This window comes from Nocardioides sp. AX2bis (genome assembly GCF_902506435.1).
In the GTDB taxonomy this organism is placed as follows: Bacteria; Actinomycetota; Actinomycetes; order Propionibacteriales; family Nocardioidaceae; genus Nocardioides.
On the sequence record NZ_LR733215.1, the window covers coordinates 3,546,038 to 3,571,406 of the forward strand.

Annotated in this window: 26 protein-coding genes; 2 read left to right on the forward strand and 24 right to left on the reverse strand. The window is 74.6% G+C overall.

Annotation, left to right across the window (positions count from 1 at the left end):
- Positions 1–7: 7 nt before the first annotated feature.
- Entirely contained in the window at positions 8–850 is an 843-nt protein-coding gene (locus tag GV155_RS17025) for a hypothetical protein (protein WP_160009885.1), read from the reverse strand.
- Positions 851–917: 67 nt separating this feature from the next.
- Here GV155_RS17025 and GV155_RS17030 point away from each other — a divergent pair, with 67 nt between their 5' ends.
- Positions 918–1,784, forward strand: a complete 867-nt coding sequence (locus GV155_RS17030; protein ID WP_160009887.1) for an A/G-specific adenine glycosylase — start codon at positions 918–920, stop codon at positions 1,782–1,784.
- A gap of 67 nt (positions 1,785–1,851) precedes the next feature.
- Here the strand turns inward: GV155_RS17030 and GV155_RS17035 are convergent, their stop codons facing one another.
- From GV155_RS17035 to GV155_RS17095, 13 genes are all read right to left on the reverse strand, one after another.
- Positions 1,852–4,458: an ATP-dependent Clp protease ATP-binding subunit gene (locus GV155_RS17035; RefSeq protein ID WP_201300218.1), complete on the reverse strand. Its 2,607-nt coding sequence runs from the start codon at positions 4,456–4,458 to the stop codon at positions 1,852–1,854.
- A gap of 209 nt (positions 4,459–4,667) precedes the next feature.
- Positions 4,668–5,006 (reverse strand): histone-like nucleoid-structuring protein Lsr2, encoded by a 339-nt coding sequence (locus tag GV155_RS17040; protein WP_160009889.1) that lies wholly within the window; start codon positions 5,004–5,006, stop codon positions 4,668–4,670.
- Positions 5,007–5,256: 250 nt separating this feature from the next.
- The gene (locus GV155_RS17045; RefSeq protein WP_160009891.1) at positions 5,257–6,048 is read right to left on the reverse strand and encodes a type III pantothenate kinase; all 792 of its coding nucleotides are present in this window, start codon (positions 6,046–6,048) and stop codon (positions 5,257–5,259) included.
- On the reverse strand, positions 6,045–6,962 hold the full coding sequence (gene nadC / locus GV155_RS17050; RefSeq protein ID WP_236554390.1) for a carboxylating nicotinate-nucleotide diphosphorylase: 918 nt from the start codon (positions 6,960–6,962) through the stop codon (positions 6,045–6,047). The genes GV155_RS17045 and nadC overlap by 4 nt, the downstream gene beginning before the upstream one ends.
- Positions 6,959–8,704, reverse strand: coding sequence for an L-aspartate oxidase (locus GV155_RS17055; protein ID WP_160009893.1), 1,746 nt, complete (start codon positions 8,702–8,704; stop codon positions 6,959–6,961). The genes nadC and GV155_RS17055 overlap by 4 nt, the downstream gene beginning before the upstream one ends.
- A gap of 9 nt (positions 8,705–8,713) precedes the next feature.
- Complete coding sequence (gene panD / locus GV155_RS17060) at positions 8,714–9,136, reverse strand: aspartate 1-decarboxylase (protein WP_160009895.1); 423 nt, start codon at positions 9,134–9,136, stop codon at positions 8,714–8,716.
- Positions 9,136–10,038, reverse strand: a complete 903-nt coding sequence (gene panC / locus GV155_RS17065; protein WP_160009897.1) for a pantoate--beta-alanine ligase — start codon at positions 10,036–10,038, stop codon at positions 9,136–9,138. The genes panD and panC overlap by 1 nt, the downstream gene beginning before the upstream one ends.
- Positions 10,035–10,967 carry a Rossmann-like and DUF2520 domain-containing protein gene (locus tag GV155_RS17070; RefSeq protein WP_160009899.1) on the reverse strand — a complete coding sequence of 311 codons (933 nt, stop codon included), beginning with the start codon at positions 10,965–10,967 and terminating at the stop codon, positions 10,035–10,037. The genes panC and GV155_RS17070 overlap by 4 nt, the downstream gene beginning before the upstream one ends.
- A 185-nt stretch (positions 10,968–11,152) precedes the next feature.
- A complete protein-coding gene (locus tag GV155_RS17075) occupies positions 11,153–12,124 on the reverse strand; it encodes a hypothetical protein (protein WP_201300219.1) in 972 nt (323 codons plus the stop codon).
- Positions 12,125–12,131: 7 nt separating this feature from the next.
- Entirely contained in the window at positions 12,132–13,181 is a 1,050-nt protein-coding gene (locus tag GV155_RS17080) for a sulfotransferase family protein (RefSeq protein ID WP_160009901.1), read from the reverse strand.
- A gap of 85 nt (positions 13,182–13,266) precedes the next feature.
- Complete coding sequence (locus GV155_RS17085) at positions 13,267–14,211, reverse strand: ABC transporter substrate-binding protein (protein ID WP_160009903.1); 945 nt, start codon at positions 14,209–14,211, stop codon at positions 13,267–13,269.
- 114 nt (positions 14,212–14,325) lie between these two features.
- Positions 14,326–15,102: an ABC transporter permease gene (locus tag GV155_RS17090; RefSeq protein WP_160009905.1), complete on the reverse strand. Its 777-nt coding sequence runs from the start codon at positions 15,100–15,102 to the stop codon at positions 14,326–14,328.
- On the reverse strand, positions 15,099–15,824 hold the full coding sequence (locus GV155_RS17095) for an ABC transporter permease (RefSeq protein WP_160009907.1): 726 nt from the start codon (positions 15,822–15,824) through the stop codon (positions 15,099–15,101). The genes GV155_RS17090 and GV155_RS17095 overlap by 4 nt, the downstream gene beginning before the upstream one ends.
- A 3-nt stretch (positions 15,825–15,827) precedes the next feature.
- Here GV155_RS17095 and GV155_RS17100 point away from each other — a divergent pair, with 3 nt between their 5' ends.
- Complete coding sequence (locus tag GV155_RS17100; protein WP_442938849.1) at positions 15,828–16,841, forward strand: ABC transporter ATP-binding protein; 1,014 nt, start codon at positions 15,828–15,830, stop codon at positions 16,839–16,841.
- Positions 16,842–16,871: 30 nt separating this feature from the next.
- Here the strand turns inward: GV155_RS17100 and GV155_RS17105 are convergent, their stop codons facing one another.
- The 10 genes from GV155_RS17105 to GV155_RS17150 form a co-directional block, all read right to left on the reverse strand.
- Positions 16,872–17,960 (reverse strand): GNAT family N-acetyltransferase, encoded by a 1,089-nt coding sequence (locus GV155_RS17105; RefSeq protein ID WP_201300220.1) that lies wholly within the window; start codon positions 17,958–17,960, stop codon positions 16,872–16,874.
- Between the two features lie 48 nt (positions 17,961–18,008).
- Positions 18,009–18,608, reverse strand: coding sequence for a hypothetical protein (locus GV155_RS17110; RefSeq protein WP_160009909.1), 600 nt, complete (start codon positions 18,606–18,608; stop codon positions 18,009–18,011).
- 9 nt (positions 18,609–18,617) lie between these two features.
- Positions 18,618–19,163, reverse strand: a complete 546-nt coding sequence (locus GV155_RS17115) for a DUF3180 domain-containing protein (protein ID WP_236554391.1) — start codon at positions 19,161–19,163, stop codon at positions 18,618–18,620.
- The gene (folK, locus tag GV155_RS17120; RefSeq protein ID WP_160009911.1) at positions 19,160–19,729 is read right to left on the reverse strand and encodes a 2-amino-4-hydroxy-6-hydroxymethyldihydropteridine diphosphokinase; all 570 of its coding nucleotides are present in this window, start codon (positions 19,727–19,729) and stop codon (positions 19,160–19,162) included. The genes GV155_RS17115 and folK overlap by 4 nt, the downstream gene beginning before the upstream one ends.
- The gene (folB, locus tag GV155_RS17125) at positions 19,726–20,100 is read right to left on the reverse strand and encodes a dihydroneopterin aldolase (RefSeq protein ID WP_160009913.1); all 375 of its coding nucleotides are present in this window, start codon (positions 20,098–20,100) and stop codon (positions 19,726–19,728) included. Before folB ends, folK begins: the two co-directional genes overlap by 4 nt.
- Positions 20,097–20,969 (reverse strand): dihydropteroate synthase, encoded by an 873-nt coding sequence (gene folP / locus GV155_RS17130; RefSeq protein WP_160009915.1) that lies wholly within the window; start codon positions 20,967–20,969, stop codon positions 20,097–20,099. The genes folB and folP overlap by 4 nt, the downstream gene beginning before the upstream one ends.
- Positions 20,970–20,998: 29 nt before the next feature.
- On the reverse strand, positions 20,999–21,604 hold the full coding sequence (gene folE / locus GV155_RS17135; RefSeq protein WP_160011554.1) for a GTP cyclohydrolase I FolE: 606 nt from the start codon (positions 21,602–21,604) through the stop codon (positions 20,999–21,001).
- A 16-nt stretch (positions 21,605–21,620) separates the two neighbouring features.
- Positions 21,621–23,714 (reverse strand): ATP-dependent zinc metalloprotease FtsH, encoded by a 2,094-nt coding sequence (gene ftsH / locus GV155_RS17140; protein ID WP_160009917.1) that lies wholly within the window; start codon positions 23,712–23,714, stop codon positions 21,621–21,623.
- Between the two features lie 134 nt (positions 23,715–23,848).
- The gene (gene hpt / locus GV155_RS17145; RefSeq protein ID WP_160009919.1) at positions 23,849–24,400 is read right to left on the reverse strand and encodes a hypoxanthine phosphoribosyltransferase; all 552 of its coding nucleotides are present in this window, start codon (positions 24,398–24,400) and stop codon (positions 23,849–23,851) included.
- 26 nt (positions 24,401–24,426) lie between these two features.
- A complete protein-coding gene (locus tag GV155_RS17150; RefSeq protein ID WP_160009921.1) occupies positions 24,427–25,275 on the reverse strand; it encodes an Ig-like domain-containing protein in 849 nt (282 codons plus the stop codon).
- Positions 25,276–25,369 lie beyond the last annotated feature (94 nt).

Sequence of the window (25,369 nt, forward strand, 5' to 3'; positions counted from 1 at the left end):
ACCGCCGTCAGTCCTGGGCGGCGTCCCTGCGGTCCTGCCGCGCGGCCTTCTGCTCCTCGGCGTCGGCCTGGTCGGCCGACTCCTGCGCCTGCGCCTGGTCCGCGACGATGTCGCGGGGGTCGACCAGCTCGAACTGGACGTCGTTGGGCTCACCACCCAGCGAGGAGGCCACCACGTGGTAGTAGCCGGGTGCGGCGTACGGCGTGGTCCCCGGGCAGTCCTCGGCGGAGCGCTTGGCGTCCCAGACCAGGGACGTCGTGGTGGTGCTGTCCGCGCGGACGGTGAGCGTGGAGCGGGTCAGCCGCCCGGGGCACTGCTGGCTGGACCAGACGTCGTCGTCGCCGGAGGTGATCTTGACCGTGAGGTGGGCCGGTCCGGTCTGCCAGGTGCACGCCTCGGTGGCCACGGTGCGCAGGTTCAGCAGCACGCTGACGTCGCTGCCGGCCACCGCCCCCTCGACCACCGGCGTCACCACGACGTCGGCGTCGGAGCACCGGCCCTCGGGCTCGGCCAGCGGGGCGGTCGCGGCCTCGCGGGCGGCGCGCTCGGCGGCCCGCTCCGCCGCCTCCTCGGCCTCGGCGGCCGCCTCGGCCTCGGCGCGCTGCGCGTCGGCGGCGTCGACCTCGGCCTGGTCCGTGGCGCTCATCGTGGGCCCGGCGCTGGGCAGCGGCGCGTCCGGTGCCGTGGCGGCGGTGTCGTCGGCCACGGTGGTCGCCGCACCCGGCTCGTCCCCGCCGCCGCCGAGAGCGCGGAGCACCACGACGACCAGCAGCAGGAGCACCGCCAGGACGACCAGCCGGCGCCGCCAGTAGACCCCGGGCGACAACGGGCCTCGCACCAGGGAGCTCATGGGCGAACGGTAGCCAGCCCGGAGGGCGAGATCGGTGACGCCACACCGGGGGCCGACAATGGGGGCGATGAACGAGCTGCACGCCCCGGTCCTGGCCTGGTACGACGCCCACGCGCGCGACCTGCCCTGGCGCGAGCCGTCGGCGTCGGCGTGGTCGGTGATGGTCTCCGAGCTGATGCTCCAGCAGACGCCGGTGGCCCGGGTCCTGCCCGTCCACGCCGCCTGGCTGGAGCGCTGGCCCACCCCTGCCGACCTCGCCGCGGAGCCGACCGGGGAGGCCGTGCGCGCGTGGGGGCGGCTGGGCTACCCGCGACGCGCCCTGCGCCTGCACGCCGCGGCGACGACGATCGTCGCCGAGCACGGCGGGGAGGTCCCGACCTCGCACGCCGTGCTGCTCACGCTCCCGGGCGTCGGCGAGTACACCGCCGCGGCGATCGCCACCTTCGCCTTCGGCCAGCGCCACGTCGTGCTGGACACCAACGTGCGTCGCGTCCTGGGCCGCGTGGTGGGCGGCGTCGAGCTGCCCGGCGCCTCGCTCACCCGGGCCGAGCGGGAGCAGGCGGCCGCGCTGCTGCCCGAGGACCCGCCCACCGCCGCGACCTGGTCGGTGGCGGTCATGGAGCTCGGTGCGCTCGTCTGCACGGCCGCCAACCCCCGCTGCCCCTCCTGCCCGGTCGCCGACCGCTGCGCGTGGGTCGCTGCTGGCCGACCGGCCTACGACGGGCCGCCCCGCCGCGCCCAGACCTGGGCCGGCACCGACCGCCAGTGCCGTGGACGGCTGCTCGCGGTGCTCCGTGACAGCGAGGGCACGGTGCCCCTCGCCCGCCTCGAGCAGGCCTGGGCCGACGAGCCGCAGCGCGTGCGCTGCCTGGCCGGGCTCGTCGACGACGGCCTCGCGGTCCGCCTCGACGACGTCCGCTACGCCCTGCCCTGACCGGACGCACCGGAGCCCCGGACCAGGACGGTCCGGGGCTCCGGGGTGCTACGGGTGGTGCTGCCGGTCAGACCGGCGGAGCGGGGGGTGCCACGGCCCCGGCAGCGCCGGGCTCGCCGTCGTCACCGTTGCCCTTGGGCACGTCGCGGGGACCGAGGTCCTCGGACCCGCCGACCTCGGCGCTCTCCAGCGGCGGGAGGTCCGGCAGCTCGCCGACCTTCTCGCCACGGAAGGTGAAGGTCGCGGTCGGACCCTCGCCCTCGACGCCCACCAGGATGATCTGGCCGGGGCCGACCTCGCCGAAGAGCATCTTCTCGGCGAGCACGTCCTCGATCTCGCGCTGGATCGTGCGGCGCAGCGGACGCGCACCGAGCACCGGGTCGAAGCCCCGCTCGGCGAGCAGGCGCTTGGCCGGGTCGGTCAGCTCCAGCTTCATGTCGCGGTCGCGGAGCCGCAGCTCCACGCCGGCGACCATGTTGTCGACCATCGCCACGATCTGCTCCTGCGAGAGCGGCGGGAACACGATGGTCTCGTCGACGCGGTTGAGGAACTCGGGACGGAAGTGCTGCTTGAGCTCCTCGTTCACCTTGTTCTTCATCCGGTCGTACGAACCGGCGGTGTCACCGGTCTGGGCGAAACCGAGGCCCTGGCCCTTGGCGATGTCCCGCGTACCGAGGTTCGTGGTCATGATGATGACGGTGTTCTTGAAGTCGACCACGCGGCCCTGGGAGTCGGTCAGGCGACCTTCCTCCAGGATCTGCAGCAGGCTGTTGAAGATGTCCGGGTGGGCCTTCTCGACCTCGTCGAACAACACCACCGAGAACGGCTTGCGGCGCACCTTCTCGGTGAGCTGGCCGCCCTCCTCGTAACCCACGTAGCCCGGGGGCGAGCCGAAGAGCCGCGAGACCGTGTGCTTCTCGCCGTACTCGCTCATGTCGAGCTGGATGAGCGAGTCCTCGTCGCCGAACAGGAATTCCGCGAGCGTCTTGGACAGCCACGTCTTGCCGACGCCCGAGGGGCCGGCGAAGATGAACGACCCACCGGGCCGCTTGGGGTCCTTCAGGCCGGCGCGAGTACGTCGGATCGCCCGGGAGAGCGCCTTGACGGCCTCGTCCTGGCCGATGACGCGCTTGTGCAGCTCGTCCTCCATCTTGAGCAGCCGCGAGGACTCCTCCTCGGAGAGCTTGACGATCGGGATGCCGGTGGCCACGGCGAGCACCTCGGCGATCAGCTCCTCGTCGACCTCGGCGACGTCGTCCATGTCGCCGGCGCGCCACTGCTTCTCGCGCTCGGACTTGGCCAGGATGAGCTGCTTCTCCTCGTCACGCAGACGCGCGGCGGCCTCGAAGTCCTGACCGTCGATGGCGGCCTCCTTGCGGGCGCGCACCTCGCCGATCTTGTCGTCGTACTCGCGCAGGTCCTCGGGCGCCGTCATCCGGCGGATCCGCAGCCGCGAGCCGGCCTCGTCGATCAGGTCGATCGCCTTGTCGGGCAGGAAGCGGTCCGAGATGTAGCGGTCGGCCAGGGTCGCGGCCGAGACCAGCGCCTCGTCGGTGATGGTGACCCGGTGGTGCGCCTCGTAGCGGTCGCGCAGGCCCTTGAGCATCTCGATCGTGTGCGCGATCGAGGGCTCGGCGACCTGGATGGGCTGGAAGCGGCGCTCGAGCGCGGCGTCCTTCTCGAGGTACTTGCGGTACTCGTCGAGGGTGGTCGCGCCGATCGTCTGCAGCTCGCCGCGGGCCAGCATCGGCTTGAGGATGCTGGCGGCGTCGATGGCGCCCTCCGCCGCACCGGCCCCGACGAGGGTGTGGATCTCGTCGATGAACAGCACGATGTCACCGCGCGTGCGGATCTCCTTGAGCACCTTCTTCAGCCGCTCCTCGAAGTCGCCGCGGTAGCGGCTGCCGGCCACGAGCGCGCCGAGGTCGAGGGTGTAGATCTGCTTGTCCTTGAGCGTCTCGGGCACGTTGCCGCGCACGATGTCCTGGGCCAGGCCCTCGACGATCGTGGTCTTGCCGACGCCGGGCTCACCGATCAGGACCGGGTTGTTCTTCGTGCGCCGCGAGAGGATCTGCATGACCCGCTCGATCTCCTTCTCGCGCCCGATCACCGGGTCGAGCTTGCCCTCGCGACCGTCCTGGGTCAGGTTGCGGCCGAACTGGTCGAGGACCAGCGAGGAGGACGGCGACTCGGCGCCGCCGCCCGAGGTGGCGGCTGCGGCGGAGGACTCCTTGCCCTGGAAGCCCGAGAGCAGCTGGATGACCTGCTGGCGCACGCGGTTCAGGTCGGCGCCGAGCTTCTGCAGGACCTGCGCGGCGACGCCCTCGCCCTCACGGATCAGGCCGAGCAGGATGTGCTCGGTGCCGATGTAGGAGTGACCGAGCTGCAGCGCCTCGCGCAGGGACAGCTCGAGCACCTTCTTGGCGCGCGGGGTGAAGGGGATGTGGCCGCTGGGGGCCTGCTGGCCCTGGCCGATGATCTCCTCGACCTGGGCGCGCACGGCCTCCAGCGAGATGTCGAGGCTCTCGAGGGCCTTCGCGGCGACTCCCTCGCCCTCGTGGATGAGGCCGAGCAGGATGTGCTCGGTCCCGATGTAGTTGTGGGAGAGCATGCGGGCCTCTTCCTGGGCCAGCACGACCACCCGGCGGGCTCGGTCTGTGAACCGCTCGAACATGCAGTGCTCCTCGGGGGCTTGAGGGGTGCCCGACCCGCCTGGGCTGACGGGTGGGCGTTCAGGACTATCAACCCCGTCCACAGCCTAGACGTTCCCACCCACGGACCAAGGGTCGTCCGCCGACAGCGAACAAGCCCGCCCCGACGCGCCGGACCCCCGCGCGCACCGAGGTGCGGGCGGGGGTCCGGGGTGGTGCCAGGGGTGCGTGGTCAGTGCGCGGCGTCGTACGCCTCGCGCACGTCGGCCGGGATGCGACCGCGGTCGGGCACCTCGTGGCCGGCCTCGCGCGCCCACTCGCGCACGTCCTTGGCGGCGGGGCCGCCGGCGGTCGAGCCGGTGGAGGAGGCCGACCGCTTGGTCGTGCGGCGGCCGGAGCCGACCTTGCGGGCGTGGCCCACGTAGGCCGAGAGGGCCTCGCGCAGACCGGCGGCGTTCTCCTCGTTGAGGTCGATCTCGTAGCTGGTGCCGTCGAGCCCGAAGGAGACGGTCTCGGAGGCGTCACCGCCGTCGAGGTCGTCCTCGAGAACGATGTGGACCTTCTGTGCCATGGGGGTTTCCTTGCTCTCTGCTCACGGGGGTGGAGAACCATCGAATTCGATGGGGCGCAATGCTTGATAAGCGCCCCGACGAAAACGAAGTTAGCACACGTTTCTTCTTGTGCACCAGAAAGCAAGATCCGTTAGCGAGGTGACCTCGGACCCCTTGTCCGAATTGTCCCGGACAATCGCGACGAAGGTCCCGACACCACCACCTCACCGATATTCGCGAGGTCGGTCCGGACGACCGACGAGAAAACGCTCAGGCGAAAGCGGAATTGCGCGAGAACACCAGTCCGAGGCCCTCGAGCGCGAGGTGCGGGACGTGCTCGGTGAAGCAGACGCACTCCCCCAGCACCACCGGTGCGAGGTGGCCGGTGGCGACCACCGCGACCTCGGCCGCGGGCGCGCCGAGCTCGGCGACCACCCGCGCGACCATGCCGTCGACCAGCGCGGCGCCCCCGAGGACGAGCCCCGACTGCAGCGCCTCGACGGTGTTGCGGGCGATCGCGGTCCGCGGCCGGACCAGCTCCACCTCCCGCAGCTGGGCGCCGGAGCGGCCGAGGGCGGCCGAGGCCACCTCCAGGCCCGGGGCGATCGCCCCGCCGACGTAGCGCCCCGCGGCGTCGAGGACGTCGAACGTGGTCGCGGTCCCGCCCAGGCCCACCACCACGGCCGGACCGCCGAACCGGTGCGCCGCGGCGACGGCGCCGACGACCCGGTCGGTGCCGACCTCGCGCGGGTTGTCGGTCAGCACGGGCAGGCCGGTACGGACCCCCGGCCCGACGACCACGTGCGGCACCCCGCCGACGTGCACGCGCAGCATCTCGCGCCACTCGTGCAGCACCGACGGCACCGCCGAGCTGACCGCCACCCCGTCGAGGTCGGGCACGGCCGCGCCGACCCCGGCGAGCAGGCCGCGCAGCAGCACCGCCCACTCGTCGGCGGTGCGACGCTCGTCGCTGGCCACCCGCCAGGTGGGACCGACCACGCCGTCGTCGAGCAGGCCCAGCACGGTGTGGGCGTTGCCGACGTCGACCGCGAGCAGGCTCACGACAGCAGGTCGAGGCCGAGGTCGAGGACCGCCACCGAGTGCGTCAGCGCCCCCACCGAGACGAAGTCGACGCCCGTGGCGGCGACCTCGGCGGCCCGGTCCAGGCTCATCCGACCGGTGGCCTCCAGGGTGGCGCGTCCCGCGGTGAGCCGCACGGCCTCCGCCATCGTGGCGGTCGCCATGTTGTCGAGCATGACGTGCGAGCACCCCGCGGCCAGCACCGCGACCAGCTGGTCGAGGTCGGTGACCTCGACGTGGACCACGAGGTCGGGGAAGCGCGCGCGGACCGCCTCGTAGGCCGCCACCGCGCCGCCGGCCGCGAGCACGTGGTTGTCCTTGACCATGGCCGCGTCGGCCAGCGAGAACCGGTGGTTCGTGCCGCCGCCGCAGCGCACGGCGTACTTCTGCAGGGCGCGCAGCCCCGGCAGCGTCTTGCGGGTGTCGAGCACGCGGGTGCGTCCCCCGCCCTCGGCCAGCGCGTCCACCCAGCGTGCCGTCGCGGTGGCGACGCCCGAGAGGTGGCAGACGAGGTTGAGCGCGGTCCGCTCCCCGGTCAGCAGGCCGCGCACGGGGCCGGCGACCTCGAGCACCCGGTCACCGGGCTCCACGCGGGTGCCGTCGGCGGCGCGGTGCCGGACCTCGACGTCGTCGCCCAGGACGTGGCGCCAGACCAGCTCGGCGACCGCCAGCCCGGCCACGACGCCGCCGTCGCGCGCCCCCATCACCGCGCGACCCCGCGCGTCGTCGGGCACCGTCGCCGCGCTGGTCACGTCGTCGGCGACCGGCCCGCCCGCGAGGTCCTCGTCGACGGCCGCGACCACCAGCGCGTGCACCGCGCGGGGGTCGAGGCCCGCCGCGGCCAGCTCGTCACGCAGGGCGACCGGCAGCGCGTCGTAGGCCGGACGCGCGATCACGGCACGACCCCGACCGGGGCGGTCCGGACCGGGGCGGTGTCGACCGGGGCGGTGTCGGTGGCCGCCGCGGGCGACCAGGAGGTGCCGAGCCGCCCTGCGTCGTCCAGCCGCAGGTCGACGTGGCCGGCGAACCGGGCGTCGTCGCGCTCGGGGTGGTCCTCGCGCCAGTGCGAGCCGCGGGTCTCGTCGCGCACGGTCGCGGCGGCGACCAGGGCGCTGCTCACGGTGACCAGGTTCGTGGCCTCCCAGGCGTCGACGCCGAGCGCGTCGGCCGGCCGGTCGGCGAGGGCGTCGAGCACGGCAGCGGCGTCGGCCAGCCCGTCGGCCGAGCGGAGCACCCCGGCCCGCGCGGTCATCGTCTCCTGCAGCACGCCCCGCACGGCGCCGTCGACGGCGCCGGGCGCGCGCGTCTCGTCGGCGGGGTCGCTCCAGCCGCGCAGCTCCTCGGGCAGCACCTCGGCGATGCGGCGCGAGAAGACCAGACCCTCCAGCAGCGAGTTCGAGGCCAGCCGGTTCGCGCCGTGCACGCCCGAGCAGGCCACCTCGCCGGTGGCGTAGAGGCCCGGCACGTCGGTGCGGCCGTGCAGGTCGGTGCGGACCCCGCCGGAGGCGTAGTGGCAGGCCGGGGCGACCGGCAGCAGCTGCGTGGCCGGGTCGACGCCGTGCCGACGCGCCGTGGCCAGGATGGTCGGGAAGCGCCGCTCCCAGAAGGCGGCGCCGAGGTGGCGGGCGTCGAGCCAGACGTGCGGACGGCCCTGCTCGTGCATCCGGCGGGTGATCGCCTTGGCGACCACGTCCCGCGGCGCGAGGTCGGCCAGCTCGTGCACCCCGGTCATGAACCTGTCCCCGGCGTCGTCGACGAGGAACGCGCCCTCGCCGCGGACGGCCTCGCTGATCAGCGGCTGCTGACCGCGCGAGGCCGGCCCGAGCCACATCACCGTGGGGTGGAACTGCACGAACTCGAGGTCGCGCAGGGTCGCCCCCGCGCGCAGCGCCAGCGCCACGCCGTCCCCGGTGGAGACCGAGGGGTTGGTGGTCTGGGAGAAGACCTGGCCCAGGCCGCCGCTGGCCAGCACGACCGCCCGGCAGCGGACCGCGCCGACGCCGTCGCGCTGCCCCTCCCCCATCACGTGCAGCGTCACCCCGGCGACGCCGCCGTCGGCGGCGCGCAGCAGGTCGAGGGCCAGCGCGTGCTCGACGACCTCGATCTCGGGCGCGCGGGCCACCGCCGCGGTCAGCGCGCGCTGGATCTCCGCACCGGTCGCGTCGCCGCCGGCGTGCGCGATCCGGTCGCGGTGGTGCCCGCCCTCACGGGTCAGCGACAGCACGCCGTCGGGGTCGTGGTCGAAGACGGTGCCGAGCGCGATCAGCTCGCGGACGGCCTCGGGACCCTCGGTGACCAGCGCGTGCACGGCGTCCCGGTCGCAGGCGCCGGCGCCGGCGACGAGGGTGTCGAGGAGGTGCTCGGCCGGGGTGTCCCCGGGGCCGAGGGCCGCGGCGATCCCGCCCTGCGCCCACTGCGTGGAGCCGGCCGACAGCACGTCCTTGGTCACCAGCAGCACCGTCCCCCGCCCCGCCAGCCGGGCACGCAGGCGCAGCGCGGCGGTCAGCCCGGCGATGCCGCTGCCGACCACGACGACGTCGGCGGTGGTCGTCCAGCCCGGCGCGGGGGCCGCCAGCCGCGCGGGCACCCCCGCGGCCGGCCCGTCGACCGGTGGCACGCGTACGGGGCCCGTGGTCATCTGAGCAGGCTACTGCCGGGCCGAGACGACGTCGCCGCGCACCAGCCCGCTGCCGGCCGGTGCCTCGGCGGGGTCCAGCCCGGTGGCGAGCACCCGGTTCGCGGCGTCGACGAAGACCACGTGCGGGCGGAGCTCGCGCGCCTCCTCGGTCGTCATCTGGCCGTAGGCGATCAGGATGACGAGGTCACCGGGGTGCACCAGCCGGGCCGCCGCCCCGTTGATGCCGAGCACGCCGCTGCCGCGCTCGCCGGCGATCGTGTAGGTCTCGAGCCGGGCGCCGTTGGTGATGTCGACGATGTGCACCAGCTCCCCGGGGAGCAGGTCGGCGGCGTCCAGCAGGTCCTCGTCGACGGTCACCGAGCCGACGTAGTGCAGGTCGGCCTGGGTCACGGTCGCGCGGTGGATCTTGCTCGTCATCATCGTGCGCAGCATCAACCGCTCCGTTCGCTCGGGGTGCCCAGGACGGCGGGCAGGTTGTCGATCAGGCGGGTGGCCCCGACCCGCGCCGCGATCAGCACCCGGCACGGGGTGCCCGGTGCGGGGTCCTCGGGCAGCGGCCCCAGGTCGGGGTCGGTGATCTCGAGGTAGTCCAGGTCGACCCCGGGCGAGGCGCGCAGCTCGGCGCGGGCGGCGGCCAGGGCCGCGGGGAGCCCGTACGCCGCCTCGGCCACCGCGGCGTGCAGGGTGCGGGGCAGCGCCGTGGCGGCCTCGCGCTGCTCGGCGTCGAGGAACCGGTTGCGGCTCGACAGGGCCAGGCCGTCGGGCTCACGCACCGTCGGCGCCCCGACCACCTCGACGCCCAGGCAGAGATCGACGACCATCCGCCGCACCAGCACCAGCTGCTGGTAGTCCTTGTCGCCGAAGACGGCCACGTCGGGCCGGACCAGGCCGAGCAGCTTGGCCACCACGGTCAGCACGCCGCGGAAGTGGGTGGGGCGGGTCCGCCCCTCCAGCCGCTCGGCGAGCGGACCCGGCACCACCGTGGTCATCCCGGTGACCGGGTCGGGGTCGGGCCCTCCCGGGTAGACCTCGCCCACCGACGGCGCGAAGACCAGGTCGGCGCCCTCGGCGGCGCAGACCTCGAGGTCGGCCTCGAGGGTGCGGGGGTAGCGGTCGAGGTCCTCGCCGGGCGCGAACTGCAGGGGGTTGACGAACACCGACACCACCACCGGGCCGTCGCCGGCCCGCGCCCGGGCCTCCCGCAGGAGGCTGGCGTGCCCGGCGTGCAGGGCGCCCATGGTCGGCACCAGCGCGACCCTCGCTCCGGACCGGCGGGCCGGGGCCAGGGCGTCCTGCAGGGCGGCACGGGTGGTGAGGACCTGCGGTCGCGTCACCGCACGTCACCGGCGGCCGGGTCCGCGACCCCGGCCCGGTCGGAGCCGGTCGCGGCGTCCAGGACCTGCACGAGGGCGTGGGCCCGCAGCGGGACCAGGCGCCCGTCGGTGACCGCGCGGGCGACGGTGGCGCGCGCGAGCGCGACGTACGAGCCGAGCGCCTGGGGCGCGGAGGCGCGCAGGTCGGCGAGGTGGGCGGTCACCGTGCCGACGTCCCCGCGGACGATCGGACCGGTGAGGGCCGCGTCGCCGTGGGCCAGGGCGTTGTCGAGGGCGGCGCCGAGCAGCGGGCGCAGGGTGCCGGCGGGGTCGTCGACCCCGGCGGCGGCCAGCATCTCCATCGCCTCGGTCACCAGCGTGACGAGGTGGTTCGCCCCGTGCGCCAGTCCCGCGTGGTAGAGCGTGCGCATCTCCTCGGGCACCCACGTGGGCCGGGCGCCGAGGTCCGCCACCAGCGCCTCGGCGACCTCCCGCTCGCCGGGCCCGCAGGTCATCCCGACCACGCAGCCGGTGAGCCGGTCGAGGTCGAGGCGCGTGCCGGTGAAGGTCAGCGCGGGGTGCAGCGCGAGCGGCCGGGCACCGACGGCGCGCGCCGGCTCGAGGACGGCCAGGCCGTGCCGGCCGGAGGTGTGGGCGACCAGCTGGCCGGGGTGCAGGGCACCGCTGTCGGCCAGCACCCGCACGACGTTGGGCAGCATGTCGTCGGGCACGGTGAGCAGCAGCAGGTCGCAGGCGCGGGCGACCGCGCTGGGGCGCTGCGGCTCGAGCCCGGGCAGCAGGTCGGCGATCCGGGCGCGCGAGGCGTCGGACTCACCGGCGACCGCGACGACGCGGTGACCGCTGGCGTGCAGGCGGGCGGCGAGGACGGCGCCGACGCGTCCTGCGCCGACCACCCCCACCCGCAGGCTCCCGCCGGGGAGGTGCGACATGGTCCAGCCTTTCGGTTCCAGTCCCGCCGCCCACCCTGGTCGGGGCCGGTCCGGGTACCAGACGTCGTGCTCGTGGTGTCAGGTCAGACCGTACGCCGCGCCGCGCGCCCCCACACCCGCCTCCGGGTGTGACGTGGCCGACAGACCGGCAGCGGGGTGACAGGCGGGCCGACAGGCGGGCCGGGTCAGCCGAGCGCGGCCGCCGCGTCGCGGACCCGCTGCAGGCGCCGGCTGCGGGCGGCGGGGCCCTCCCTCGGGTCGACGACCTCGAACGGCCGGGGGCGGCCGGGCAGCCAGGTGCGCACGACGTGGTCGACCACCCCGGTGCCCTCCGGCGCCACCACCTCGTGCAGCCCGTCCGGCACGCGCCCGGCCCTCAGGTCGCGCACGACCTCCCACTCGCGGCGCTTGCGCTGGTGGGTGCGGGCCGAGAAGGCGGTGGGATCGGTCCAGTGGTCGAACTCGTCGTCGTCGAGGTGCTTCAGCTCGACGACGAGACCGGCGGGCAGGACGCGGGTACGGATACCGGGTGGCGTGGTGCGGATCTCCCACGACGGCGCCTTGGCGTAGACGTAGTCGGGCCCGGTCGGGAAGCCCCACTCCTCGACGTTGCGCCAGCCGAGGTCGACCCAGGCGTGGCCGTCGTCGACGAGGTAGACGCCGTGCCGGGGCGCGCGGACCACGACGGGGGTCCGCCCGACCTGCCAGCCGACGTCGCCGAGGGTGGCCTCGCCCTCGGCGGTCAGCGTCATGTCGCCGTCCCACTTCCACGACCACCGGGTGCGGACCTGGGCGAAGCACCAGTTGTAGAAGTAGGCCAGGGAGTGCACCGAGTCCGGGGGCGTCGCCTCGTGCTCGGCCCCCGCCCGGGCCACCGGGAAGGGGTAGTCGAGCACCCGCAGCCGGTGCCCCAGGCCCAGCCGCGCGGCGGCCGCGACGGCCACGGCGGCGCTGCCGTCGCGCGAGCCGTTGTCGACGAGGAGCACCTCGTCGCAGGCGCGCAGCAGGGGCGGGAGGGCGTACGGCAGCCAGCGCGCCTCGTCACGCACGCGCAGCACCGCCGTCGCGCCGTCGCGCAGGCGGCCCCGGTCCCAGGGCCACGTCGCGTCGTAGGCGTGCTCGCCCTCCCGGTTGCGCAGCGGCGGGCGGGTGATCACCGGCGGGTCACCGGGGCCGGCCGACCGCGCGCCGCAGGCCCCGGCGCACGGGGCCCGGGACCATCGCGCGCAGGCCGTGCGGCACGGTGTCGGCCGTGTGCGGCCCGGCGTCCGGCGGCGTGGGGGGTCGCCGGTCCCGCCGGGCGGCGAGCACCGAGGACCGGGTGACCGCCTCGGCGTCGGAGTAGAGGTCGACGTAGGCCGCCCGCAGCTCGTCGAGGCGGGCGTGGGCCTCCGGGCCGTCGGCACCGGGCCCGGCCAGCAGGTCCAGCTCGGTCCAGGTCTCCTCGACCAGCTCCCGCAGCGAGGCCGGGAGGTCCAGCTCGCCCAGCCCGGTCGTCGTGCGGTGCAGCGACGGGTCCACGAAGCGGTGGCCGTCGCGCACCCGCTCCGACGTCGGCTCCCGCAGCGCGACGAGGTCCAGCACCCGCCCGACGTGCGTGGTGGCGCGCACCCAGTCCTCGAGCAGGTCGGCGTAGCGGACGAGCACGCGCGGTCCGGCCGCGTCCTCGCCGACCGGGCACCTCGTGGCCCGCTCGACGTGCAGCTGCATGTTGAGCCAACCGGCCGCGAGGTGCGCCGCGCCGAGGCGGTCGCCGTAGTGCGTCTGCCTGCTGGCCACCACCTCGCCGGGGGCCCGGACCACCGTCGCCAGCACGGGACGGGCGCCGACGCGCAGGGCCGCGGCACGCCACAGCGGGACGAACCAGCCCAGCCGGGGGTCCTTGAGGACCAGGTCGGTGCCGGGGGCGAGCTGCTCCTCGAGCCAGCCGGCCACCCGGATGCGTGCGGCCTCGTCGGTGCACACCTCGGCGGCGTCCCACCACGCCGAGGGCCGGGCGTCGGCGACCTGGACGCCCACGCCCCGCAGCAGCCGCTCGTGCAGGTCGACGACCCACTGCGGCTCGGAGAAGCCGCGGGGGTTGCTGGGGTCGGGCCCGACCTCGGGCTGCGGCACCGACAGGCCCAGGACGCGGGCCAGACCGGCGAACGTGCTGGTCCCGCTGCGCCCGGCCCCGGCGACCAGCAGCACGGCGGGCGCCTGGGACTCGGTCACGGTCGGTGAGCCTAGAGGGTCCCGCCGGGGCCGACCGGGCATGGCACCGGACCCCGGTCGGCGGGGAACATCGGCCGGCCGTCGCTCAGAGCAAACCCTGCTCGGTGAGGAAGTCGGTCGCGACGTCCTCGGGCTGCTCGCGGTCGACGGCCACCCGACCGTTGAGCTCGGTGAGGTTCTCGGTGGTCAGCGCCGCCATCAGGGGGTTCAGGACCTCCTCGACGTCGGGGTTGGCCTCGAGGAACTCGGTGCTGACGGCGGGCACGAGGTTCTGCGCGGGCTGGATCTGCTGGTCGTCCTCGAGGACGACCAGGCCCTGGCTCTCGAGCGTGCCGTCGGTGGTGCTGGTCTCGCCGAGCTCGACCTCGCCGTCGAGGACGGCCTGGTAGGTCTGGTTGCTGGCGTAGCCCAGCGGGAGGACCTCGGTGACGTCGATGCCGTACTCGTCGGACAGCCCGCCCTCGCAGTCCAGCCGGCCCTCGCAGTCGGGGGCGGCGGCGAGGGCGACCGACTCGCCCTCCAGGTCGGAGAGCGTCGCGAGGTCGTTCTCCTCGGCGAACTCCTGGGTGACGAAGAAGGCGTTGGAGTCGGCGGCGGCGGACGGCTCCAGCAGGGTGATCCCGGCGCCGGTCAGCAGGTCGCCGCCCTGCTCGACCAGCTCGGCCCCGTCGCCGGCGGTGAAGGGCTCGGCCTTGGCACCGTTCTCGCTGGCGTTGAGGAAGTTCACGATGCCGCCGACGTACTCGGGCACCACGTCGACGTTGCCCGGGAAGTCGGCCATGTAGGCGTCGCGGGCGTCGACCAGGGTGACCTCGGTCGTGTAGCCGGCCTCGGTGAGGAGCTGGTCGTACATCGCGGCGACGAGGGCGGCCTCGGGGAAGCTCTGCCCGGCGATGGCCACCGAGCCCTTGTCGCCGGAGCCCTCGGAGGAGCTGCCGGAGGAGTCGGAGGCGAGGTCGTCGCCGGCGCAGCCGGCGAGGAGGACGGCGCTCGCGGAGGCCACCGCGGCCAGGGTCAGGCGGAGCTGCATGGGAGAGGTCCTTGTGTGTCCCGCGGTGTGAGCCGCGCGTGTCCGGGGGCCCGCGGCCCGCCCGCGACGCGGGGTGGAGGGGCCGGTGGCGCTGTCGAGGAGGAGCCTAGGCCGTCACGCCGACGACGCCGTCACCCCTGGAGCCGATGATGCGTGACCGTGACCATCGGGCTCCTCGACCCGACCGGCAGCCCCGGCGGCCGGGCCGGCCGGCACCGGTCGTACGGCGCGCTGCACGAGCGCCGCGAGCCCCTCCAGGACCAGCGCGACCACGGCGACGACCACGGCGCCGGCCAGGCCCTTGCCGTAGTCGGTGCGGAAGAACCCGTCGGTGATCACCCGGCCCAGACCGGGCCCGGCGACGAGCGCGGCGATGGTCGCGGTGGCCCACACCTGGACCAGCGCCAGGCGCACGCCCGAGACCACCAGCGGCAGGGCCAGCGGCAGCTCCACGCGGAAGAAGCGCTGCCGACCGGACATGCCCATCCCGGTGGCCGCCTGCACCACGTCGGCCGGCACCTCGCGGACGGCGACGTAGGCGTTGGTGATGATCGGAGGCAGCGCGAAGAGGGTCAGCGCGATCAGCGTGGCCAGGCCGGCCCGGCCGTACGGCCCGAGCGTGTCGGTGCCGGGGAAGTCCGCGGTGACCAGCAGCGCCAGCAGCGCGAACGTCGGCACCGCCCGACCGACGTTGGAGATGTTGATGGCCAGGAAGCCACCGCGGCCGAGGTGGCCCAGCCAGAGCGCGACCGGGAGCCCGACCGCGACCGCGACGAGCAGCGCGGTGACGGTGAGCAGCAGCTGCTGGCCCAGGAGCTGCAGCATGCCGCCGCTGCCGGACCAGTTCCCGCCGTCGGTGAGGTAGGCCCACATGTCGACCAGGACGGTCATGCGCGCACCCCCCGGGTCCACGGCGTGAGCAGCCGCTGCAGCACCACGATGGCGACGTCGAGCACCACGGCCAGCGCCACGCAGAGCACGGCGGCGGTCAGCAGCTGGGCGCGGAAGTCGGTGGAGACGCCCTCGCTGATCAGGTTGCCGAGCCCGCCGTAGGCGACCAGGGACCCGACGGTGGTCAGCGCGACCGTGGAGACGGTGGCGACCCGCAGCCCGGCCATCACCACCGGCAGCGCGAGCGGCAGCTCGACCTTGAGCAGCAGCCGCGTCGGGCCGTACCCCAGGCCCCGTCCGGACTCCAGGACGTCCTCGGGCACCGCCCGCAGCCCCTCGAGCATCGCGCGGACCAGGACCGTGAGGGCGTAGAGCGCCAGCCCGATCACGACGGTGACCGGGCTGAGACCGGTGAAGGGCACGAGCAGCGGGAAGAGCGCGAGCGAGGGCACGGTGTAGAGGCCGGTGCTGACGCCGAGCACGCCGGCCTCCAGCCGCGGGAACCGGCGCGCCAGCAGCGCCAGCGGCAGCGCCACGGCCACGCCGAGCACCACCGCCGCGAGCGTGATCGCGACGTGCTGGAGCAGCGCGTCGAGGATCTGCGACTGCCGGTCCTGCACGTAGTCGAGGCAGAACCACTCGTTGACCAGGCGGCTGTAGCAGCTCGGCCCCGACGCGGCCTCGACGGACGGGACCGCGGCTCCGGCCACCAGTAGGGTCACCGCATGGACACTACCGGCGCGGCGTCCCGCGCTGACTCCGACGGGCCCGGCGAGACGATGATCCGGCTGTCGGGGGTCGGCAAGACCTACCCGGACGGCACGGTCGCGGTCCACGAGCTCGACCTCGAGGTGCGCCGCGGCGAGCTGGTCTGCCTGGTCGGCCCCTCGGGCTGCGGCAAGTCGACGACGCTGAAGATGATCAACCGGCTGATCGAGCCGTCCACCGGCCGGATCGAGATCGACGGCCAGGACGTCACCGACCAGGACCCGGTCGCGCTGCGCCGCGGCATCGGCTACGTCATCCAGCAGGTCGGGCTGTTCCCGCACCAGAAGGTGATCACCAACGTGATGACCGTGCCCCTGCTCTACGGCGAGTCGAAGGCCACCGCGCGCGCCCGCGCCGCGGAGCTGCTCGACACCGTCGGCCTGGACGCCGCGACCTACGGCCCGCGGTACCCCCACCAGCTCTCGGGCGGCCAGCGGCAGCGGGTCGGCGTGGCGCGCGCGCTGGCTGCCGACCCCCCGGTGCTGCTGATGGACGAGCCCTTCGGCGCCGTCGACCCGGTCGTCCGGGTCCGGCTCCAGGACGAGTTCCTGCGCCTGCAGCGCGACCTCGGCAAGACCGTCGTGCTCGTCACGCACGACATCGACGAGGCCGTCCGGATGGGCGACCGGGTCGCGGTCTTCGCCGAGGGCGGCCGGCTCGCCCAGTACGGCACGCCGGCCGAGGTGCTCGGTCGACCGGCCGACGACTTCGTGGCCGACTTCGTCGGCTCCACCCGCGGCCTGCGCCGGCTGACCGTCACCCCGCTGGCCCGCGAGCACCTCGACCCGGTCGACGGCGTCACCGGCGGCCAGCTCGGCGGGTCCGTCTCGCTCGGGGTCAGCCTGGAGGAGGCCCTGGCCGAGATGCTGCGCCGCGACAAGCCGATGGTCGCGGTCCGCGAGGGCGCGCAGATCGTCGGCGTGCTGACCCCCGACGGCGTCCACCGGGCGCTGCGGGCCTCCCTGGCCTGAGCGCGTCCCGGGCGGGCCGGGGGCCCTGGGTCAGTCGACCGGCACGTCGCGGTGCCAGGACTCGGTGACGTACTTGGTGCGCCAGCCCAGCGAGCCGTACAGCCCGTCGGCGCCGGTGGAGGAGTCGGCGTCGACCTCGAGCCCCACGCGGTCGCGGTCCCGGGCCGCGGCGTCGGCGATGATCGTGTGCAGCAGGCCCTTGGCCACGCCGCGGCCGCGGGCGGCCTCGCGGACGCCGATGTAGGAGACGTACGAGCCATCCGGGCCGGTGCTGCTCTCCGAGACGGTGCCGACCAGGGCCCCGACGGCCCGCGGCTCCGAGCCGTCGACGGTCTCGGCCAGCCACCAGTGGTCCCAGCGGTGGCCGGGGTCCTCGCGCAGGCGGTGCAGGAACTCCTCGAAGGTCTCCTCCCAGGAGTTGAAGTGGTCCAGGAAGGCCTCCTCGAGCACGTCGTGGACGTCGCGCAGGTCGTCCTCGTCGGGCATCCCGCTGCCGGCGCGGCGCACCAGGCGGAACCGCACCCCCTTCTCGGGGCGCTCCCAGCCGGCCGGGTCGGGGACCAGGGCGGCCTCCTCGGGCTGCACCGGGCGGTTCATCTGCCACCAGGTCCGGACCTTCTCGAAGCCGGCGTCACGCAGCCACCGGGCCTGCCGCTCGTCCCCCTCGAAGGCGCCGGTGTCGATCTGCTGGACCTCCAGGCCCCGGGCCGCACCGACCTCGCGGGCCTGGCCCACGGCCCACTCCACCAGCACGTCGGAGCACGCCCGGGCGACCCCGTCGGGCAGGCCGCGCTCGACCACGTGCAGCAGGAGCATCCGGCCCCCCGCACGGTCGTGCACGCTGCCCCAGGCACGGGCCGTCCCGTCGGCGTCGCGCACCACGACGTTCGAGCGGGTGCGCAGGCCCCGCTCGGAGACCTCGACCAGCACGTCCTCCTCGGCGGCCCCGGCCCAGCCGCGGCCCTCCTTCTCGTGGGCGCGCAGCAGCACGGTCAGCCGGGCGACGTCGTCGGGGTCACCGGGGTCGGGGACGTCGACGGTCCAGTCGCCGGGCAGCCCGGGCAGGTCGGGAAGGAGCTGCTCGGGGTCGGTCTCGAATCGGGAGTCCTCGGGGATCACGGTCAACGATCATGCCGCAACCGCCCGGACGGCCTCCGGCCGGAGGGCTCAGGCGCGCTTGCGCAGCGCCGGGGACACGGCCCACGCGGCGCGCTCGGCCTCCAGCGCGGTGGTGAGGACCAGGTGCTCGTCCTCGAGCTCGGCGAGGCGGACGATCGCCTCGGCGGCCCGCTCCTCGGCCTGGTCGAGCAGGCCGGTCAGCAGCCGGCCCTCGGCCTCGGCCCGGTCGGCCCGGTCGTGCTCGCGCTCGACGGCCAGCCGGGCCTCGGCGACCTCGGTCCGCGCCCCGGCCAGCTCCTCGACCAGGCCCGAGATGGTGCTGCGGTGACCCTCGAGCGTGGTCGTCGTGCGGCGCACGTAGTGCTGCTGCTCGGCGACGCGGTCCGCGGTCAGGTCGCGGTAGGCCTGGGCCTGCTCCGCACGGTCCTGGGCGGCGTCGCGACGGGAGTCGGCGAGCTCGGTGTGCGTGATGCGGGTGGCCGTCGCGCCCAGGAGGACCGCGACCACGGCGGCCCCGAGCAGCGGTCCCGACCCACCGACCACGGCGGCACCGACCACCGCGACGGCGGCGAGGGCGAGCAGGACGCAGGCGACGAGCACCCGGGCGGAGCGCTGACGACGCCGGGAGGGCAGGGTCGGGGAGGTCATGCCCGCAGGCTAGGGCGCCGGGGGCTCCGGGGGGACGCGACACGCGCGCTCGAGGAGCATCGCGCTCAGCACCACCAGGCCGGCCGCCGCGGTGGTGAGCAGCGAGCGGAGGACGCGCTGGTCGGCCAGCTGGGACGGGTCGCCCAGCCACGCGACGGCGTACCCGACGTAGCCGCCGCCGACCAGGGCGCCGACGACGGCGCTGGCGCGGGCCAGCAGCAGACGGTTCACGGCCAGCTGCGGCTGCTCGGCCACCCGGTGCGCGGGCAGGGCCGCGCGGGTGGCCCGGGCGGTGGCGAGCAGCACGGCGGACACCACGACCAGGACCAGCGCCTGGGACCAGCCCACGACCGGGGCGATGCCCCCGGCCCACTCGACCGCAGGACGGACCAGGCGGCCCAGGACCACTCCGGCCAGGGCGACGCCGAGCAGCGCCGTCAGCGAGGTCGGCACCATCCGGTCGCCAGGCCCGTCACCGGGCCCGTCGCCGGGCCCGCCGACGCGCGGCTCGCGGTCCGGGTCGCCACCGGCGGGGCCCCGCGGGGCCGGGCTCACCCGAGATCGAGCTCGAGGTCGTCGCGTCGGGTCAGGCCCGACCCGTCGAGGGCGGCCAGCAGCTCGACGACGGGGCCGTGGTCGGGCAGCACCGCGTCGGGCTCGAGGTCGGCCCAGGGCTGGAGGACGAAGGCGCGCTCGTGGGCCCGCGGGTGCGGCAGGCGCAGCGAGTCGTCGTGGCTGCGACGGTCGCCGACCACGATCAGGTCGACGTCGAGGGTGCGGGGGGCGTTCACGACGTCGGTGCGCTCGCGGTCGTAGACGTCCTCGATGGCCAGGGCGCGCTCCATGAGCCGGTGCGCGGCCAGCGTGGTGTCGACCAGGACGACGGCGTTGAGGAACGGCTCGGAGCCGGCGGGGGCGCCGACCGGCTCGGTCTCGTAGACCGGGGAGACGCCGGTGACCCAGACGTCGGGGGTGTCGGCGATCGCGGAGACCGCCCCCTGGAGGCAGGACATGCGGTCGCCGAGGTTGGAGCCCAGGGCCAGCACGACGCGACGGATCGGTCGCATCTCACCGGTCAGGGTGTCGGCATCGACGATGTTGGGGTTCGGGGTCTCGGTCACTGGCCCTCGCGTCTCCGGGTGATGGTCAGGGCGACGTCGGAGAACGCCACCTGCAGTGGGGCATCCGGCTTGTGGACGGTGACCCGGGCCCATTGAACACCACCGTCTGCGAGGCAGACGTCGGCGATCCGCTGGGCCACGGTCTCGATCAGGTCGACCGGATCGTTCTGCACGGCAGCGTGCACCGCGGCCCCGAGGGTCCCGTAGTCCACGGTGCGGTGCAAGTCGTCGGAGGCCGCGGCCTCCCGGGTGTCGAGCCCCAGCACGAGGTCCACCACGAAGCGCTGGCCGTCGCGACGCTCGTGCTCGAAGACGCCGTGGTGGGCCCAGCACTCCAGGCCGGTGACGGCCAGCTCGTCGGGCGCGCTCACGGGCGGTCCGGGCCGGGGACGGTCGGGGCGGGGGCGGTGGTGCGGGGCATGCCCAGACGCTCCCACACCGCCAACGCGTCCCGGGTCCCGCGTACGTCGTGCACGCGCACGCCCCACACGCCCTGGCCGGCCACCAGGACGCTCAGGGCGTGCCCGGCGACCTCCCGCCCGGACACCGGGCGGGGACCGCCCTCGTCGGCCAGCAGGCGGCCCAGGAAGGACTTGCGGCTCGCCCCCACCAGCAGCGGCAGGCCGAGCACGGTCACGTCCGCGAGGTGGCGCAGCAGCTCCCAGTCGTGCTCCCCCCGCTTGGCGAAGCCCAGGCCGGGGTCCAGGACCAGCCGGTCGGCCGGCACCCCGGCCGCGAGCACGGCCTCGACCCGCTGCGACAGCTCGCGGTGGACCGCGGCGACCACCCCGCCCGGCTCGTCGTAGACCGCGAGGTCGCCCATCCGGTCCGCGTGGGCGCGCCAGTGCATCGCGACGTAGGTCGCCGCCGAGTCCGCCACCACGTCGAGGACCCGCGGGTCGGCGAGACCGCCGGAGACGTCGTTGACGAGCCGGGCCCCGGCGGCGACGGCCGCGGCGGCGACCTCCGCGCGCATCGTGTCGACCGAGACCACCGCGCCGGCCGCGACCAGCTCGCGGATCACCGGCACCACCCGGTCGAGCTCCTCCGAGACCAGCGGCCGGGTCGCCCCGGGCCGGGTCGACTCCCCGCCGATGTCGACGAGGTCGGCGCCGTCCGCGACGAGCTGCAGGCCGTGGGCGACGGCGGCGTCGGTCGCGGCGTACCGACCGCCGTCGGAGAAGGAGTCCGGGGTGACGTTGAGGACCCCCATCACCAGGGGGCGGACAGGGGCCGGCATGGGCGCGACGCTACCGCCGACGGTCCGGCTCAGCGGCCCCGGTGGATGAGGCTCATCGCCTCCGAGCGGGTGGCCGCGTTGCGCATCACGCCGCGCACCGCGGAGGTGATCGTGCGGGCGCCGGCCTTGCGGACCCCGCGCATCGTCATGCACAGGTGCTCGGCCTCGATCACGACGATCACGCCGCGGGCGTCGAGGATCCCGACCAGCGCGTCGGCGACCTGCGTGGTCAGCCGCTCCTGGACCTGGGGCCGCTTGGCGTAGACGTCGACCAGGCGGGCCAGCTTCGAGAGCCCGGTGATCTTGCCGTTCGAGGCCGGGATGTAGCCGACGTGGGCGACCCCGGTGAAGGGCACCAGGTGGTGCTCGCACATCGACCACAGCTCGATGTCGCGCACCAGCACCATCTCGTCGTGGCCCAGGTCGAAGACGGTCGTCAGCACGTCCTCGGGCTGCTGGCGCAGCCCGGCGGTGAGCTCCTCGTACGCCCGGGCGACGCGGGCCGGCGTCTCGCGCAGTCCCTCGCGCTCGGGGTCCTCCCCGATCGCGTGGAGCAGCTCGCGGACGGCCGCCTCGGCGCGGGCGTGGTCGAAGGCGGGCGGCTCCCCGGTCGGCAGGGAGGCCGCCGAGATGATGTCGGTCACCGCGACCTCAGAGGGTCCCCGAGGGGCCCGCCCCGGGCGCGGGCGGGACCGGGCCGGAGCCGCCGCCGTCCGGGGGCAGCGTCGGGTCGTGGACGTCGCCGTCGGCGCCGGGAGGGGTCAGGATCGTGCCGGAGTCGGCGGCCGGGAAGTGCCCGTTGGCCTGGGCGTGGGCCAGGGCGCGGTCCTTGATCTCCTGCGGCACCTCCACCGGCGGTATCACCGAGGGGTTGCGCGAGGGCGAGCCGGTCCAGGCGGGGCGGTCGGGCCGGCGGCGCAGGGCCTCGAAGACCTCGGCGATCTCCTTCTTGTCCAGGGTCTCGCGGTCGAGCAGCGCGAGCACCAGCTCGTCGAGGACGTCGCGGTTCTCCTCGAGGATGTCGAAGGCCTCCTGGTGCGCCACGGCGAGGAGCTTCTTGGTCTCCTCGTCGACGGCGGCGGCGACGTCCTCGGAGTAGTTGCGCTGGTGGCCCATGTCGCGGCCCAGGAACGGCTCGGAGGTGGCGTCGCCGAGCTTGATCGCGCCGAGCCGCTCGGTCATGCCGTACTGGGTGACCATCGCGCGGGCCAGGTTGGTGGCCTTCTCGATGTCGTTGCCGGCACCGGTGGTGGGGTCGTGGAAGACCATCTCCTCCGCGGCGCGGCCGCCCAGCATGTAGGCCAGCTGGTCGAGCATCTGGCTGCGCGTCTGGGAGTAGCGGTCCTCGTCGGGCAGCACCATCGTGTAGCCCAGGGCCCGTCCGCGCGGCAGGATCGTGATCTTGTGGACCGGGTCGGTGCCGGGCAGCGCCGCGGCCACCAGGGCGTGGCCGCCCTCGTGGTAGGCGGTGATCAGCTTCTCGTGCTCGTTCATCAGCCGGGTACGGCGCTGCGGGCCGGCGATCACGCGGTCGATGGCCTCGTCGAGGGCCTCGGCGTCGATCAGCTTGCCGCCGTTGCGCGCGGTGAGCAGGGCGGCCTCGTTCAGGACGTTCGCGAGGTCGGCTCCGGTGAAGCCGGGGGTGCGTCGGGCGACCGAGACGAGGTCGACGTCCTCGGCCATCGGCTTGCCGCGGGAGTGGACCTGCAGGACCTGGTGGCGGCCCTTGAGGTCGGGGGCGTCGACCTGGATCTGGCGGTCGAAGCGGCCCGGGCGCAGCAGCGCGGGGTCGAGCACGTCGGGACGGTTGGTCGCCGCGATCAGGATCACGCCGCCCTTGACGTCGAAGCCGTCCATCTCGACCAGCAGCTGGTTGAGGGTCTGCTCGCGCTCGTCGTGACCGCCGCCCATGCCGGCGCCACGGTGGCGGCCGACGGCGTCGATCTCGTCGATGAACACGATCGCCGGGGCGTTCTCCTTGGCCTGCTCGAACAGGTCGCGGACGCGGGAGGCACCGACGCCGACGAACATCTCGACGAAGTCGGAGCCGGAGATCGAGTAGAACGGCACACCGGCCTCGCCGGCCACCGCCCGCGCCAGCAGGGTCTTGCCGGTGCCCGGGGGGCCGTAGAGCAGGACGCCCTTGGGGATCTTGGCGCCGACGGCCTGGAACTTCGCAGGCTCCTGGAGGAACTCCTTGATCTCGCCGAGCTCCTCGATCGCCTCCTCGCAGCCGGCGACGTCGGCGAAGGTCGACTTCGGCATGTCCTTGGAGATCAGCTTCGCCTTGGACTTCGCGAACTGCATGACCCCACGGCCGCCGCCGCCCTGCATCCGGTTCATCAGGAACAGGAAGATGCCGACGATCAGCAGGATCGGCAGGAACGCCCCGAGCAGCTGGCCCAGGAAGCTGGGCTGCGGGTTCTCGGAGTTCGACTCGCTGATCGTGCCCGCGGCGACCTGCTCGTCGACGGCGTCGACGATGCCCTCGATCTGGCCGAGCACGTAGGCGGACTGCACCTGCTCGCCCTCGTCGCGCACGCCGTCGTCGAGCGTGGCCTGGATGGACTGCTCACCGTCGATGAGGGTGATCTCGTCGACCTGGCCCTCGGCGATGTAGGACTCCATCTGCGAGGTCGGCACCTCGTCGTACCCGCCTCCGGGGACGAAGAAGTTCAGGGCGACCAGGACCGCCACGACGGCGACCACGATCCAGACCCAGGGACCCTTGAGCGCTTTCTTCACAGACTTCTCTCGACCTCAGGCAGATGGGCGCCGCGACCTGCTCCGGCGGGTGAGGCCGGTCCGGCCGGCGCACGGTGGACTGACTTGCGACGGTACACGTGGACGGCAACGCCGCCCACGCGCAGCAGCAGGGCTCAGGAGTAGACGTGCGGCGCCAGCGTCGCGATGTCGCGCAGGTTGCGGTAGCGCTCGCGGTAGTCCAGGCCGTACCCGACGACGAACTCGTTGGGGATGTCCCAACCGACGTACTTGACGTCGACCGGCATCTGGAGGGCCTCGGGCTTGCGGAGCAGGGTCGCGATCTCGACGCTGGCGGGGTTGCGCGAGGAGAGGTTCGCGGTCAGCCAGGACAGGGTCAGCCCGGTGTCGATGATCTCGTCGACGACCAGCACGTGCCGGCCGGAGATGTCGCTGTCGAGGTCCTTGAGGATCCGGACGACGCCGCTGGACTTGGTGCCCGAGCCGTAGGACGACACCGCCATCCAGTCCATCTCCAGGTGCCGGCCGAAGGCCCGCGCCAGGTCGGCCATCACCATCACCGCGCCCCGGAGGATGCCCACGATGACCAGGTCCTGGCCCTCGTAGTCCTCCTCGATCTGGGCGGCCATCTCGGCCAGCCGCTCGCGGATCTGGGCCTCGGTGAACAGGACGTTGACCAGGTCCTGCTCCACGTGCGACGCATCCATGGCGGGAAGCCTCCCACAGGGTCGGCTCAGCGGCGCCCGGTGCCCTTGCCCTTCCTCGGCGGCTGGTCGACCTTGACCGCGGTACGGCCCGAGGTCGCCCGCACCAGGTCGGAGCCGGCGTAGCGGACCGTGAGGGTGTGCTTCCCGGGCTTGAGGGCCGGCAGCGTGAAGGCGGCGCGACCGTCGTCCTGGCGGGTCAGCGGCTGCCGGCCCCGGGTCCGGCCATCGACGCCCAGCAGGAGCCTCCCGGTCACCGGGTCGACGTCCGGGCTCGTCACGGTGACGGCCAGGCGCGCGGTGCGCCCGGGCTTCGAGACGTCGCGGGAGGCCTTGAGCCGGACCGTGGCGTCGGCCTTGCGCTCGAGGGTCATCACGGCGGTGCCCAGCTCCTTGACCTCGCCGGGCTGCTTCTTGCCTCCTCCGACGACGACGGCATCGTCGAGGGTGCGGGCCCGGTACGGGTCGGCGGCCCCCTCGGGGCTGGAGAGGCGGACCTCGTACGACGCGGTGCGCCCCTGCGGGACGTAGAGCCGGTAGAAGCCGTGTGCGGGGCCGTCGGCCGGGTCGGCGTAGGTGAGCCACGACGAGACCGGCTCCGCGTCGGCGTCCGCGGCGAGGTCGTCGACGTCGAAGGCCTGCACGACCACGTCGTCCAGGCGCCGTCCGGCCTGGTCGACCACGAGGCCCTCCAGCCAGGCCCGCCCCTGCGGGGGCGCGTCGGGGGTGGCCAGGAGGCCCGTGCCGGCGACGGCATCGGGCGGCGCCGCCGCGACGGGGCCGGCGGCGACCCCTGCCACGAAGCCCAGGCCGGGGACGACGGCCGCCGTCAGGGCTCCGGTGGCGAGCAGGGCGAGCGGCGAGCGGCGTGCGGCCATGGAGGGTCCTCGGGAGTACGGCGGAGGTCGGCGGGGCGGGAGGCCCGGCCCCTCGGGGGGATGGGACCGGGCGTCTCCCGCACCCGGTGTCTCG

What these genes read in the sequence shown, in the direction of transcription:
- GV155_RS17090 (WP_160009905.1), bottom strand. Translation starts at nt 15,102, where the DNA reads ATGACCGTCCTGGTCGACATGTGGGCCTACCTCACCGACGGCGGGAAC.
- GV155_RS17070 (WP_160009899.1), bottom strand. Translation starts at nt 10,967, where the DNA reads ATGTCGCACCTCCCCGGCGGGAGCCTGCGGGTGGGGGTGGTCGGCGCA.
- panD (WP_160009895.1), bottom strand. Translation starts at nt 9,136, where the DNA reads ATGCTGCGCACGATGATGACGAGCAAGATCCACCGCGCGACCGTGACC.
- GV155_RS17035 (WP_201300218.1), bottom strand. Translation starts at nt 4,458, where the DNA reads ATGTTCGAGCGGTTCACAGACCGAGCCCGCCGGGTGGTCGTGCTGGCC.
- GV155_RS17040 (WP_160009889.1), bottom strand. Translation starts at nt 5,006, where the DNA reads ATGGCACAGAAGGTCCACATCGTTCTCGAGGACGACCTCGACGGCGGT.
- GV155_RS17150 (WP_160009921.1), bottom strand. Translation starts at nt 25,275, where the DNA reads ATGGCCGCACGCCGCTCGCCGCTCGCCCTGCTCGCCACCGGAGCCCTG.
- GV155_RS17100 (WP_442938849.1), top strand. Translation starts at nt 15,828, where the DNA reads ATGGACACTACCGGCGCGGCGTCCCGCGCTGACTCCGACGGGCCCGGC.
- GV155_RS17025 (WP_160009885.1), bottom strand. Translation starts at nt 850, where the DNA reads ATGAGCTCCCTGGTGCGAGGCCCGTTGTCGCCCGGGGTCTACTGGCGG.
- folP (WP_160009915.1), bottom strand. Translation starts at nt 20,969, where the DNA reads ATGCCGGCCCCTGTCCGCCCCCTGGTGATGGGGGTCCTCAACGTCACC.
- GV155_RS17110 (WP_160009909.1), bottom strand. Translation starts at nt 18,608, where the DNA reads ATGACCTCCCCGACCCTGCCCTCCCGGCGTCGTCAGCGCTCCGCCCGG.
- GV155_RS17085 (WP_160009903.1), bottom strand. Translation starts at nt 14,211, where the DNA reads ATGCAGCTCCGCCTGACCCTGGCCGCGGTGGCCTCCGCGAGCGCCGTC.
- hpt (WP_160009919.1), bottom strand. Translation starts at nt 24,400, where the DNA reads ATGGATGCGTCGCACGTGGAGCAGGACCTGGTCAACGTCCTGTTCACC.
- GV155_RS17030 (WP_160009887.1), top strand. Translation starts at nt 918, where the DNA reads ATGAACGAGCTGCACGCCCCGGTCCTGGCCTGGTACGACGCCCACGCG.
- GV155_RS17055 (WP_160009893.1), bottom strand. Translation starts at nt 8,704, where the DNA reads ATGACCACGGGCCCCGTACGCGTGCCACCGGTCGACGGGCCGGCCGCG.